15 protein-coding genes, 1 other RNA gene and 1 pseudogene are annotated in these 11398 nt (G+C 69.0%); 12 read left to right on the top strand and 5 right to left on the bottom strand.

Annotated elements, in window-relative coordinates; translation table 11 throughout:
• Nucleotides 1-518: 518 nt before the first annotated feature.
• Both AC32QD_RS12940 and thyX read right to left on the bottom strand, forming a co-directional pair.
• On the bottom strand, nt 519-890 hold the full coding sequence (locus AC32QD_RS12940; RefSeq protein ID WP_492010919.1) for a hypothetical protein: 372 nt from the start codon (nt 888-890) through the stop codon (nt 519-521).
• 67 nt (nt 891-957) lie between these two features.
• Complete coding sequence (thyX, locus tag AC32QD_RS12935; protein ID WP_492010920.1) at nt 958-1866, bottom strand: FAD-dependent thymidylate synthase; 909 nt, start codon at nt 1864-1866, stop codon at nt 958-960.
• 223 nt (nt 1867-2089) lie between these two features.
• Here thyX and AC32QD_RS12930 point away from each other — a divergent pair, with 223 nt between their 5' ends.
• The 9 genes from AC32QD_RS12930 to AC32QD_RS12890 all read left to right on the top strand — a co-directional run bounded on the left by AC32QD_RS12930 (nt 2090) and on the right by AC32QD_RS12890 (nt 7073).
• Nucleotides 2090-2518, top strand: a complete 429-nt coding sequence (locus AC32QD_RS12930; protein ID WP_492010918.1) for a VOC family protein — start codon at nt 2090-2092, stop codon at nt 2516-2518.
• Nucleotides 2485-3234, top strand: coding sequence for a DUF1194 domain-containing protein (locus tag AC32QD_RS12925; protein WP_492010917.1), 750 nt, complete (start codon nt 2485-2487; stop codon nt 3232-3234). Before AC32QD_RS12930 ends, AC32QD_RS12925 begins: the two co-directional genes overlap by 34 nt.
• Before the next feature lie 40 nt (nt 3235-3274).
• Complete coding sequence (locus AC32QD_RS12920; RefSeq protein ID WP_492010916.1) at nt 3275-3559, top strand: hypothetical protein; 285 nt, start codon at nt 3275-3277, stop codon at nt 3557-3559.
• Entirely contained in the window at nt 3556-4236 is a 681-nt protein-coding gene (locus AC32QD_RS12915) for a DUF1194 domain-containing protein (RefSeq protein ID WP_492010915.1), read from the top strand. The genes AC32QD_RS12920 and AC32QD_RS12915 overlap by 4 nt, the downstream gene beginning before the upstream one ends.
• Nucleotides 4237-4588: a transfer-messenger RNA gene (gene ssrA / locus AC32QD_RS12910) on the top strand. It abuts the gene before it with no gap.
• Between the two features lie 103 nt (nt 4589-4691).
• The gene (locus AC32QD_RS12905; protein ID WP_492010914.1) at nt 4692-5183 is read left to right on the top strand and encodes an SspB family protein; all 492 of its coding nucleotides are present in this window, start codon (nt 4692-4694) and stop codon (nt 5181-5183) included.
• Between the two features lie 70 nt (nt 5184-5253).
• Nucleotides 5254-6645: a class II fumarate hydratase gene (gene fumC / locus AC32QD_RS12900; protein ID WP_492010913.1), complete on the top strand. Its 1392-nt coding sequence runs from the start codon at nt 5254-5256 to the stop codon at nt 6643-6645.
• Between the two features lie 6 nt (nt 6646-6651).
• Complete coding sequence (locus AC32QD_RS12895) at nt 6652-6843, top strand: DUF4169 family protein (RefSeq protein ID WP_492010912.1); 192 nt, start codon at nt 6652-6654, stop codon at nt 6841-6843.
• Nucleotides 6840-7073 (top strand): ribbon-helix-helix domain-containing protein, encoded by a 234-nt coding sequence (locus AC32QD_RS12890; RefSeq protein WP_492010911.1) that lies wholly within the window; start codon nt 6840-6842, stop codon nt 7071-7073. The genes AC32QD_RS12895 and AC32QD_RS12890 overlap by 4 nt, the downstream gene beginning before the upstream one ends.
• Nucleotides 7074-7099: 26 nt before the next feature.
• On the opposite strand, the gene AC32QD_RS12885 is transcribed toward AC32QD_RS12890, so the two are convergent.
• Nucleotides 7100-7837 (bottom strand): cytochrome c biogenesis CcdA family protein, encoded by a 738-nt coding sequence (locus AC32QD_RS12885; RefSeq protein WP_492010910.1) that lies wholly within the window; start codon nt 7835-7837, stop codon nt 7100-7102.
• Nucleotides 7838-7940: 103 nt separating this feature from the next.
• Nucleotides 7941-8390, bottom strand: a complete 450-nt coding sequence (locus AC32QD_RS12880) for a c-type cytochrome (RefSeq protein ID WP_492010909.1) — start codon at nt 8388-8390, stop codon at nt 7941-7943.
• Nucleotides 8391-8506: 116 nt separating this feature from the next.
• Here AC32QD_RS12880 and AC32QD_RS12875 point away from each other — a divergent pair, with 116 nt between their 5' ends.
• Nucleotides 8507-8764 carry a sulfurtransferase TusA family protein gene (locus AC32QD_RS12875; RefSeq protein WP_492010908.1) on the top strand — a complete coding sequence of 86 codons (258 nt, stop codon included), beginning with the start codon at nt 8507-8509 and terminating at the stop codon, nt 8762-8764.
• Here AC32QD_RS12875 and AC32QD_RS12870 read toward each other — a convergent pair.
• On the bottom strand, nt 8761-9636 hold the full coding sequence (locus tag AC32QD_RS12870) for a ChaN family lipoprotein (RefSeq protein WP_492010907.1): 876 nt from the start codon (nt 9634-9636) through the stop codon (nt 8761-8763). The two genes, AC32QD_RS12875 and AC32QD_RS12870, sit on opposite strands and share 4 nt — an antisense overlap.
• Before the next feature lie 163 nt (nt 9637-9799).
• Here AC32QD_RS12870 and AC32QD_RS12865 point away from each other — a divergent pair, with 163 nt between their 5' ends.
• Entirely contained in the window at nt 9800-10693 is an 894-nt protein-coding gene (locus tag AC32QD_RS12865) for a DUF2927 domain-containing protein (protein ID WP_492010906.1), read from the top strand.
• Between the two features lie 50 nt (nt 10694-10743).
• Nucleotides 10744-11398: pseudogene (locus tag AC32QD_RS12860) on the top strand (glutamine-synthetase adenylyltransferase); the annotation flags it as partial.

Raw genomic sequence — 11398 nt, 5'->3', positions numbered from 1 at the left:
GCAGGAAAAACGAAGCTGACACCCCCATCATCGGGAAAAGACCAAGCTCCCCCTAGAGGGCCAATATGCCAACAGTCCATCCCTCACAAAGGACCAGACCGCCCGCATATCCCTTCAAGTTCACAATACTGTCAAAGAGCGGCGCCCGGGACAGAAGATGCCGTTTCCGGGCGCACCCTGCGGCGGAACTGGTGCCCTGCCGCCGGGCAGGCGCGCTGTATATGGAGATTCGCCCAGGGCCGCAAGAGGCTTCGCGCCGCCAAGGCGCGTTTTTTCCAAAGGTCCGCGAGCCATTGAAAACGCAGGAAAATCCGCCCGATTCAGGCACTCACGGCCGGCTCCCGCTGGCCCACACGCCCCAAGGCCGACAAGCCCGCGAGTCCGATTGCGAGTATCACCGTTATGCCGGCCGCTGTCTCTGGCAGGCCAAGGCGCGACCAGAGCGCCAACACCGTGACCGCTGCAAATCGGCGCGGCACCCGACCCCGGCGCGGCCTCGAATGTCAGGCCATCCCGCCTCAGGGCTCGCGGGTCAGCAGCCCCATCAGCCCCAGCACGCCGCCTGCAAGGCACATGGCGATCGGGAACATGGTGAAGACGCCGAAGCCGAATCCCCAGTACATGCCGACGGCCGAGAGCAGCATCAGCACAGCCCCGCCCACGGGTCGCAGGTTCGACATCGCACCGCCGGCGATGCCGAGGATCGGCGCGAACAGGCTGATGAAGCGTATGCGGTCGGCGTGCTCGCCCGGGTTCACCAGGTGGTTCGACGCGCCCCCGGTCGCGCCCGAAAGCCAGCTTCCCAGCTCGACCCAGCCATAGGCGAAGAAGCCCACGATCATGCCGACCGCGCCGCCGATCACCCCGAGCACCAGTGCCGCGTTCTTCATCGCCCCGCTCCCTCGCGTCCCGGACGCGCAGAGCTTGCCCTGAGCAGCGGCGATGTCAATGCCGGCCTCAGCCCTCGAGCGCGGCGCGGAACTCGCGCCACTCGCCCTTGGACATGCCCGAGGTCTCCTGCGTCACCTGCTCGCCCGCGAGCATCCGGCGCAGGCAGGCCATGGCGGGGCCCGAGAACTGCACCGCGTTCAGCCGGTAATCCTCGAAGGCCGCGTGCGCGACCGGCACCCATTCGCGCATGATCTCGCCGATTGCCCGGGCATAGACGCGGATCTCGTACTGTGCGTGCGCGTCTGCCCTAAGCCGCACGAAATGCATCAGGTTGTGCAGGTCGGTCTTCCAGTACCACTGGGTGTAGACACTCATCGGCAGGTTCATGCGCGCCAGCTCGCGCGCCAGGCCCGGGCGCCCTTCGCCTTCGGCCAGCATCTCCTCGTAATGGTCGTAAGCCTGACGGCTGTCGTCCTTGAGGATCTCGAGCACACGCGCGGCGGCCTCGCTCTCCAGCACCTCGCCGCGGCCCTGGCGGTTGGCCGTGGACTGGGCGGCGAGGTTCTCGGGCGCGGGGATATAGAACTCGCGGTCGAGGATCGAGTAGCGCGCCGAGTACTCGTTCACGTTGGCCGTGCGGTGGCGGATCCACTGGCGGGCGACGAAGACCGGCAGCTTCACGTGGAACTTGATCTCGCACATCTCGAACGGGGTCGAGTGCCAGTGCCGCATCAGATAGCGGATCAGCCCCGAGTCGTCGCGCGCCGCCTTCGTGCCCTGGCCATAGCTCACCCGCGCCGCCTGCACGATGGCCGAATCGTCACCCATGTAGTCGACCACCCGGATGAAGCCATGATCGAGCACGGGGATTGGCTGGTAGAGCCGCTCCTCCAGGGCCGGCGCGATGGCGCGGCGGGTCTCGTTCTTGAGCGAGCGCACGGATGCCAGCTCCGACTGCTCATCGGCGTTCAGCATCTCGTTCATATTTTGTGCTCCCAAACTTGGCAACGGTCTATCCGACCAACGGTCTATCCGACAAGGTGTAGCCTGACTTGCTGTGAGTGAGTTCTGAAACATCTGTGGACAAGGTCGATATTCGGGGGATGAAATGGCCCCTGAACGTGCGCAATCCAGTGGATAAGTCTGCACGCCTGTGCACAGCTATGTGGAAGACTCGGAAAACGGGAGCAGAGTCAGCATGAAGATGAAGTACCTCCATACCATGGTCCGGGTTCGCGACATCGAGATTTCGAAGCGATTCTACTGCGACCTGCTTGGCCTCGAGGAGGTCCGGCGCATGGACAACGAGAAGGGGCAGTTCACGCTCGTCTTCCTCGCCCCTCCGGGCCAGACCGAGGCGCAGATCGAGCTGACCTACAACTGGGACTCGGACGAGGAATACACCGGCGGGCGCAATTTCGGCCACCTCGCCTACGAGGTCGAGGACATCTACGCCATGTGCCAGACCTTGATGGACGCCGGCGTCACCATCAACCGGCCGCCGCGTGACGGTCGCATGGCCTTCGTCAAGTCGCCGGACGGCATCTCGATCGAGCTGCTTAACGCCGGCGGCGCGCAGGAGCCGAAGGAGCCATGGGCCTCGATGCCAAATACCGGGTCCTGGTAAGGGCCCTCGCTGCCGGGGCGCTGATCGCCCTCGCCGGGCCGGCGCAGGCCTGCCGGCTGGCCCTGGCCTTTGCCCTCGACGTCTCGGCCAGCGTCGACCCGGGCGAGTACAGCCTGCAGATCAACGGGCTGGCCGCGGCCCTGAAGGACCCGGAGGTGCGCCGCGCCATTCTGGCGCCGGCCGACCCGGTGGCGCTGACGGCCTATGAGTGGAGCGGGTCGCAGCAGCAGGCATCGGTCGCGCCCTGGACGATCATCTCCGGCGCGGACAAGCTCGACGCCTTCGCCCGGGCCGTCGCGGGGCACAAGCGCCACTACAGCGAATTCCCCACCGCCGTCGGCTACGCGCTTGGCTATGGCGCCGCGCTCATGGAGCATGCGCCGGCCTGCCGGCGCCGCGTCATCGACGTCTCGGGGGATGGGGTCAACAATTCGGGATTCGCGCCGAAGCTGGCCTACAGCAACTTCAACTTCAGCAACGTCACGGTGAACGGCCTGGTGGTCGGCGGCGACGATGCCAAGCTGGTCTCCTTCTATGAAACCGAGGTCGCCCACGGCCCCAATGCCTTCGTCGAGGTGGCCGCTGACTATACGGACTATGCCCGGGTCATGCGCCGCAAGCTCCTGCGCGAACTGGCCGGCGACCGGATCGCCGCAGGAAACGGCCCGAGACTGGCGGCGCAGGCCTGGATTCTTTCGCCCCCGCGCCATCCTTAGGCGTAGGGAGGGAAAACGCGGGTATTCCACGATGCGGCGATTGCGCGCGCGCAAGCGGCTAGACGTCTCCGAGCACGGCGAAAACACCGAGGGCCTGACGCCGGGGATCGACCGCGGCCGGGGCCAGGTCGACGGCATCTCGATCAAGGGCCTGCCGATCGGGGGCGCTGACCCAGATCGGGCCGGCCATCACAGCGACCTCGCGATCCGGGGCCCGGTCGCCTCCCTGGCTCTGCCACGCGACGGCACGGAGTATCCGCCTGTGATCGTTGGCAGCCTCCTGCGCGAAATCGACGATCAGATAGTGGTCGGAGCGATGCAATGAAGGCCCTGCTCGCAGCGCTCGTCCTGGGCCTCGCCCCGGTCCCGGCGGGGGCCTGCGCGCTCGAACTGGTGCTGGCGGTCGATGTCTCCGGCAGCATCGACTCGCGCGAATTCGGCCTCCAGCAAAACGGCCTGGCGCAGGCCTTCGAGACCCCGTCCCTGATCGCAGCCGTTGGTCAACTCAAGGGCGGCATGCTGGTGACCCTGACCCAGTGGTCGGGTTCGACCCGCCAGCGCCAGATGATCGGCTGGCGTCACCTCACCGATGCCGCCTCGATGACCGCCTTCGCTGCCGAGGTGCGCGGCACGGGGCGAGCCTGGCGCAACTTCTCGACCGCCATCGGCGAAGCACTGGTCCACGCCGCCGCGGTCAGCGCCGACGCTCCCTTGCACTGCAAACGCCGGGTGATCGACGTCTCGGGCGACGGCGTCTCGAACGAAGGCCGCGAGCCCGGGCCGATCTCGCGCGCCCTGGTCGGGCAGGGCTACACGATCAACGGCGTGGTCATCCGCGGCGCCGACCCCGACCCGGTGGCGCATTACCGGGCCCAGGTGATCGGCGGCCCCGGAGCCTTCGTCGAGGTCGCGAAAAGCTATGACGACTACCCGCGCGCCATCCTGCGCAAGCTCTTGCGCGAGATCGACCAGCCGATGATCGTCTCGCAGGCACGCCGGTGACCCCTTTCGCCCGCGCCGTCCGCGCCTTATATTCGGCACGTCCCTTCGGGGGCTATGGCGGTAGACGGCCCACGTAATAAGCGGACCGGACCCGGGGGCGGTACCCGGCGGCTCCACCATCCTCCCTGTCGTTGGCGGGAGACGGGGCCGAAATAGGATCGACGGCCGTGTAAAGGTGTGGTTGCCGCCCGGTGTGGATCCGCCGTTATCGGACCGCAAAGCACAATTGCCAACGACAATAGTGCTCCGGTGGCTGTCGCCGCGTAATGCGGTGATGACACCGAAATCTAAGCCCTGAGGCTTAGCCGCTTCAGGCGGGGCCCGCAGGCGCCTGGCAACAGAAGCCTGCACCCCTCGCCTTGACCTGCCTCCCACCATTTCGCGTCGCTGCGACTCTCTTCCCTGTCTGCCCGAATCGGATATGGTCCGAGAAAGTGGACAGGGAGCTGCGGCATATGGCGGCCAGCGAGAAATTTGATTACGGGCGTTACATGGAGAAGGCCATGCGCGGCGTCATGGCCGAGGTGCTCGGCTACGTGGCGCGCCACGGCCTGCCGGGCGAGCACTATTTCTACATCACGCTCGACACCTCGCATCCCGGCGTCGACATCCCGGACTGGCTGCGCGAGCGCTACCCCAGCGAGATGATGATCGTGCTGCAGGAGTGGTTCGACGACCTCGCGGTGATGGGCGACCGCTTCCGCGTCACGCTCAACTTCTCCAACAGCCCCGAGACGCTGGTGATTCCCTTCGCCTCGGTCAAGACCTTCATCGACCCGGCGGCCAAGTTCGGCCTGAAGTTCGACAGCCAGGAAGGCGAGGAGGTGGTGCTCGAGCTCGACGAGGCCGCGCAGGCCGCCGCCGACGAGCCGCCCGAGCCCGACGGCGACAATCCGCGCGGCGCGGGCGAGGTCGTCAGCCTCGACCGGTTCCGCAACAAGTCCTGAGGCCGGGGCTGGCAAGCGGCGGGGCCGCGCGCTATAGCTCGCCGCGAGAATAGCTGCGACGGAGACAGGTATGAGCGGGACCCGCACCGAGACAGACAGCTTCGGCCCGATCGAGGTGCCGGCCGACCGCTACTGGGGCGCCCAGACCCAGCGCTCGCTGCAGAACTTCCCGATCGGGTGGGAGCGCCAGCCCGTCGCGGTGATCCGCGCCCTCGGCGTCATCAAGCAGGCCGCGGCCGAGGTGAACATGGCGCAGGGGCTCCTCGAGCCCGAGCTTGGCCGCGCCATCGTCGAGGCCGCCGCCGAGGTCGCCGGCGGCAAGCTCGACGAGCATTTCCCGCTGGTGGTCTGGCAGACCGGCTCGGGCACCCAGTCGAACATGAACGCCAACGAGGTGATCTCGAATCGGGCGATCGAGATGCTGGGCGGCGAGATCGGCTCGAAGACCCCCGTCCACCCCAACGACCACGTCAACCGCTCGCAGTCCTCGAACGACACCTTTCCCACGGCGATGCACATTGCCGCCGCGCGCACCGCGCACGACGTGCTGCTGCCGGGGCTGGAGAAGCTGCACGCGGCGCTGAGCGAGAAGGCCGGGGCGTTCCGCGACATCATCAAGATCGGCCGCACCCATACCCAGGACGCGACCCCGGTCACGCTCGGCCAGGAGTTCGGCGGCTACGCCTTCCAGCTCGAGCAGGCAATCAAGCGCATCAAGGCCGCGCTGCCGAATCTCTACGCGCTGGCCCAGGGCGGCACCGCCGTCGGCACCGGTCTCAATACGCGAAAGGGCTTCGCCGAGCAGATCGCGGCCAAGATCGCCGAGCTCACCGGGCTGCCCTTCGTTTCAGCGCCGAACAAGTTCGAGGCGCTCGCCGCACACGACGCGGTGGTCGAGACGTCGGGCGCAGCACGCACCGTCGCGGCTTCGCTCTTCAAGGTGGCCAACGACATCCGCTATCTAGGCTCGGGCCCACGCTGCGGCCTCGGCGAGTTGCTCCTGCCGGAGAACGAGCCCGGCTCCTCGATCATGCCGGGCAAGGTGAACCCGACCCAGTGCGAGGCCCTCACCCAGGTCTGTGCACATGTCTTCGGCAACGACGCGGCGGTCGGCTTCGCCGGCTCCCAAGGCCAGTTCGAGCTCAACGTCTATAAGCCGATGCTGATCTACAACCTGCTGCAATCGTTGCAGCTTCTCGGGGATGCGGCGGCCTCCTTCACCGACAACTGCGTGGCAGGCATCGAGGCCAACGAGGCGCGCATCTCCAGGCTGGTGAACGACAGCCTGATGCTGGTCACCGCGCTCGCGCCGGAGATCGGCTACGACAAGGCCACCGAGGTCGCCAAGGCCGCGCACAAGAGGGGCACCACGCTCAAGGAGGAGGCGCTGCGACTCGGCTACGTGGACGAGGCCACCTTCGACCGCGTCGTGCGTCCCGAAAAGATGCTCGGGCCAAGCTGATCGGCAATGGCCGAGATTCTCAACCTGCGCCGCGGCCGCAAGCGCCGGGCCCGCGAGGCGGCCCGCCGCGAGGCCGACGCACAGGCGACGCTCCACGGCGAGAGCAAGGCGGTGCGGCGGCTGCGCGCCTCGCGCGCGGCGCTCGAGGCGCGGCGCCTCGACGGACACCGACGCAGCGACGGCGACCAGGATAAATGACTCACGCGACAGCCGATCGGCCGGCAAAACGCTCCCTGACACTTCGGGGACACCGCACCTCGGTGAGCCTGGAGGCCGCCTTCTGGGCCGAGTTCCGCCGCCTCGCCGCCGCCGAGGGCAAGTCGGTGAACGCACTCGCCGCCGAGATCGACGCGGCGCGCACGCCGCCCGCCTCGCTGGCCAGCGCGATCCGGCTCTACGTGCTCGAGGAGCTCAAGGCTCGCCGCTGACCGGCCCGGCGCATCGGCCGAACCGATCAGCCGAAGCTGGCAAGCCCCGGAAACATGTCGAGCAGGAAATAGGCGATCCGCTCGAACTGGTTGAAGGCCATCAGCAGTCCCACAGCCACCAGCATCAGGCCCATGACCTTCTCGACCAGGCCCAGATGGCGTCGGAATCCCTGCGCCCAGCGCAGGAACGGCCCGATGAAGGCCGCCGCGATCAGGAAGGGCACGCCCAGCCCCGCCGCGTAGACCGCCAGCAGCAACGCCCCCGAATGCACCGTCTGCTGCTGGGCCGCGACCGCCAGGATCGCGCCGAGGATTGGCCCGATGCAGGGAGTCCAGCCGAAGGCGAAGGCGATCCCGATCATGTAGCTGGTGCCGAAGGTCCCCGCCTTGGCCGGTCCGCTGAAGCGCGCCTCGCGGTTGAGGAAGGGCAGGCGCAGCACATGCAGGAAATGCAGGCCGAGAAGCACGATGATGCCGCCCGAGATGCGCCCGAACAGCACCTTGTTGGCGAGTAAAAGCTGCCCGAGCGCCGAGGCTGTCATGCCCAGTGCGACGAAAACCGTGGCCAGCCCGAGCACGAAGAAACAGGCAGCGAAGAAGACCTGCCGGGCCAGCCGCGGGTCGGGCGCCTGGCCGTCGCCGGAAATCCGATCCAGCGTGGTGCCGCCGAGATAGGCGAGATAGGGCGGCGCCAGCGGCAGCACGCACGGGCTGAGGAAGCTGATGATTCCGCCAAAGAAGGCGGTGAGGATGCCGATCTCCATGCCCTGCCTTTCCGGCCGGTGGCGCAACTGGCCCAAGGGCACATCTACCCGCCATGGGCCGCGGCGAAAAGTGTCCCATTGCCGCAACCGACCGGCGATGCCGTCACTTGCCGCTGCGCAGCCCTGCCAGATAGGCCACCAGGTCCTCGATCTCGGCCGCCGTCAGGGCCGGACCGCCATAGAGCGGATCGTCGGCCGCCTTGCGCTGCCCGGCGGCGTAGAACGAGGGCATCTTCGTCGCGGCGTCCTGCGCCTCGGGTGCGACCAGCCAAAGGCGGATCTGCCCCGGCGTCAGCCGCGCCCCAATCCCGGCGAGATCGGGGGCCGTGGCCCCGCCGCCCGGGTCTCCCGGCATTCCGTGACAGGCCGGACAACCCGCCCGCGGGTTGCTGGCATAAAGCCTGCGCCCGCGCGCCGCATCACCGGGCGCGCCGCTCAGGCTGGCCGGAATCGAATTGCCGTTGACGATGGTGTAGGCCACCACCGGGTCCGCCGTCCGGGCGGACAGGGGCGCGGACACGAGCGCCGCCAGGGCGACGGCCGCGACCAGCACGCCGCGGCTCGTCCAGGGACCTTTCAGGCACCGCCTCATGGCCTGCGACGCTAGCTGCGTCCGCGCGCCGCGGCAAGCACTTGCGCCCGATTTGCTGCGGCGCTACCGCTTGGGCCATGTCCGCTCAGCGCCCACCCGATGCCGAGCTCGATACCACCGGCCTGCTTTGCCCGCTGCCGGTCCTGAAGGCGCGCAAGCGGCTGGCGGGGCTCGACGCCGGCGCGGTGCTGTCCGTGCGCGCCGACGACCCGGCCGCCAGGGTCGATTTCCCGCATTTCTGCGCCGAGCAGGGCCACGCCCTGCTCTCGGTGACCGAGGGACCCGACGGCGTCATGACCTTCCGGATCCAGAAGGGCCCCGCCCGGGCCGGCTAGTTCAGTTGCGTGCACGGGTCGGGCCGCTGCGCCGGCCTCGAGAACCAGACATAGTCATAGGGCAGGCCGCGCCGCGCCACCGCCGGGTCGGCCCCGGCGGGCAGCTCGATCATGCCGACCGAGACCACCTTGAGGCCGGGCGCCAGCCGCCTCAGATAGGTCGGAACGCCGCGGTCGGTGCGCGCGTGCCCGTCGCCGGTGATCAACACGACCTGCCCGCCGCCCCGCTTGCGCGCCCTGAGCGTCGCCCGGGCCAGCCGAGCGTCGGTGAAGCGTTGCGCCTCGAGCAGCTCGCGCGCCACCAGGCGCGGGATCTTGCCGCAATGCGCCGCGATCATCTGGTCTTCGCGCTTGCGGCGCACGCCCCGGTCCAGCGGCGCGGCCAGCCCCACCCGGTCGGCGCCGGCGCCCCAGGCTGCGGCGGGGCCGCGCAAGGCTGCGCGCCGCAGCTCCGAATGCGCCGGCCCGCCCCCCGCGATATAGGCGCCCGGCGCGGCTTCGAAGATCGGGGCATAGAGCTTCCAGTCCGGCCAGCCCAGGCGCTTCCAGCCGATCGCAGGGCCGATTTCGGCACGGCTCCCGTCCTGGGTGAGGAACACGTGGATGCCCTCCTCGCTTGCCGCCGGCACCATCTCGAAGGCCAGCCCCTTGGGTTGCAGCGCCCGCACCAGCCGTGCCTGGCGCGCGTGATGCACCGGATTGTCGTGGATCTCGCCCAAGATCACCACGTCGGCCGCATCCAGTCGCCGGACCAGTTGCGCTTCGCTCAGGCGCGCGCCCGCAGGGCCGACGATGGGCTCCGGTCGCTCGCCGCTCAAAAGCGAGCAAGCGGCGAGAAGGCTCAGGGCGAGACAGGCGGCAATGCGGCGCAACGTCTCCTCCGGCGCGGCTCGGGAAAGCGGGCCCCGGAAGCCTAAGACCTTTGGCCGCGCATGCAAGAGAGGCCAGCTTCCCCGAGGCGTTCGGCGGCGCGGTCAGGCGCCACCTTGCCTTGCCACCTTGCCTTGGGCGCGTTCGCGGCGCAGCATGGGCGCCATGCGCAGGTCCCTGATCCGTACGGCCCTCGCTTGCGCCCTGGTCGCCGCTTGTGCAGCGCTCGCGGGCTGCGCCGGCCGCCCCTCGGCCTCGTACTACGCGGCCTACCAGCGCGATCTGCTCGCCAAGGGGCGGATGCGCGTCGATTATGTCGCCGCCGACGCCCCGTTCGATGCCGCCGACCTCGCGCGCGACTTCCGGCTTGTGGTCCTGAACCGCGAGGCCGACTCGACCCGGCCCGGGGCGGACAACAATCTGCGCCCCTCGCCGCTCAAGCGCTGGTCCGGCCCGCTGCGCTATCGCCTGGCCGGCAGCGCGGTGACCGCCACCGACCGCGCCGAGGTCGCCAATCTGATGGCGCGGATCTCGCGCCTGACGGGGATTGACACGGCCAGGGCGCGACAGGAGGCCAACTTCGTCATCCTGATCACCACGCCCCAGGAGCGCGACGCGGTCGCCGCCCGGCTCAGGAAGGTAAGCCCGCGCTTCGCCAGGAACTTCAATTTCTGGCGCAGCCATCCCGCGCTCATCTGCATCGCCGACAATGTCTACGCCCACGACAACCCGAACCTGATCAGCGCGGCGATCGCGGTGATCGGATCGGAGACCACCGGGCTCCTGCGCCGCGCCTGCCTCAACGAGGAGATCGCGCAGGCGCTCGGTCCGGCCAACGACAATTCGAGGGTGCGCCCCTCGGTGTTCAACGACGACGGCGAATTCGCGCTGCTGACCTGGCACGACGAGCTGATCCTGAAGATGCTCTACGACAAGCGCCTGGTGCCGGGGATGACCGCCAAGGAGGCGATGCCCATCGTGCGCCGGATCGCGCGCGAGCTCGTGCCCGACGCCCACGCGCCCGCAATCGCCGCGGCCATGTCGTCCGCCGCCCAATGAGCGCCGCCCGCGAGGCTTGACGGCAAGGCGCGCGCGGCCAAGCTGGCGGCATGACCCAGCAAAGCCTCGCCGCACGCATCTCCCGCGCCCCGATCCCCCTCGACCGCGAGCGGGCCCGCGCCGTGCTGGGGGCGCTGCCCGGCTCGCTGAGCTCGGGCCCGACCGCGGACCTCCTGCTCGGCACCGCCGGGTCGAGCCCTTATCTCGGACACCTCGTCGAGCGCCAGGCCGACTGGCTGGCGGGGGTCGTCGACACGGCGCCGGAGCAAACGCTCGATGCGGTTCTCGCCGCCGCCGAGGATCCCGACCTCACCGACAGCCGCGCGCTTGGCACCGCGCTGCGCGGCGCCAAGGCGCGCGCCGCGCTCCTGATCGCGCTCGCCGACCTCGGTGGCGTGTGGGAGCTCGGCACGGTGATGGAGGCGCTGACCCGGCTGGCCGACACGGCGCTCGACGCCGCGGCGCGCCTGCTGCTGGCGACCGAGCTGCGCCAGGGCCGCCTGCCGGGCCTCGACGAGGCCGATCTCGCGTCCGGCGCCGCCTACACGGTGCTCGCCATGGGCAAGCAGGGCGCGAGCGAGCTGAACTTCTCCTCCGACATCGACCTGATCTGCCTGTTCGACCAGGACCGCTTCGAGGCCCCCGATTTCGCCCAGGCCAAGGCGCGCTATATCCACGTCACCCGCCAGCTGGTGAAGCTGATCT

Source organism: Thermohalobaculum sp. (assembly GCF_058622915.1).
Note: the sequence above shows the minus strand (reverse complement) of the source record. Positions and strands in the feature narration are given on the sequence as shown.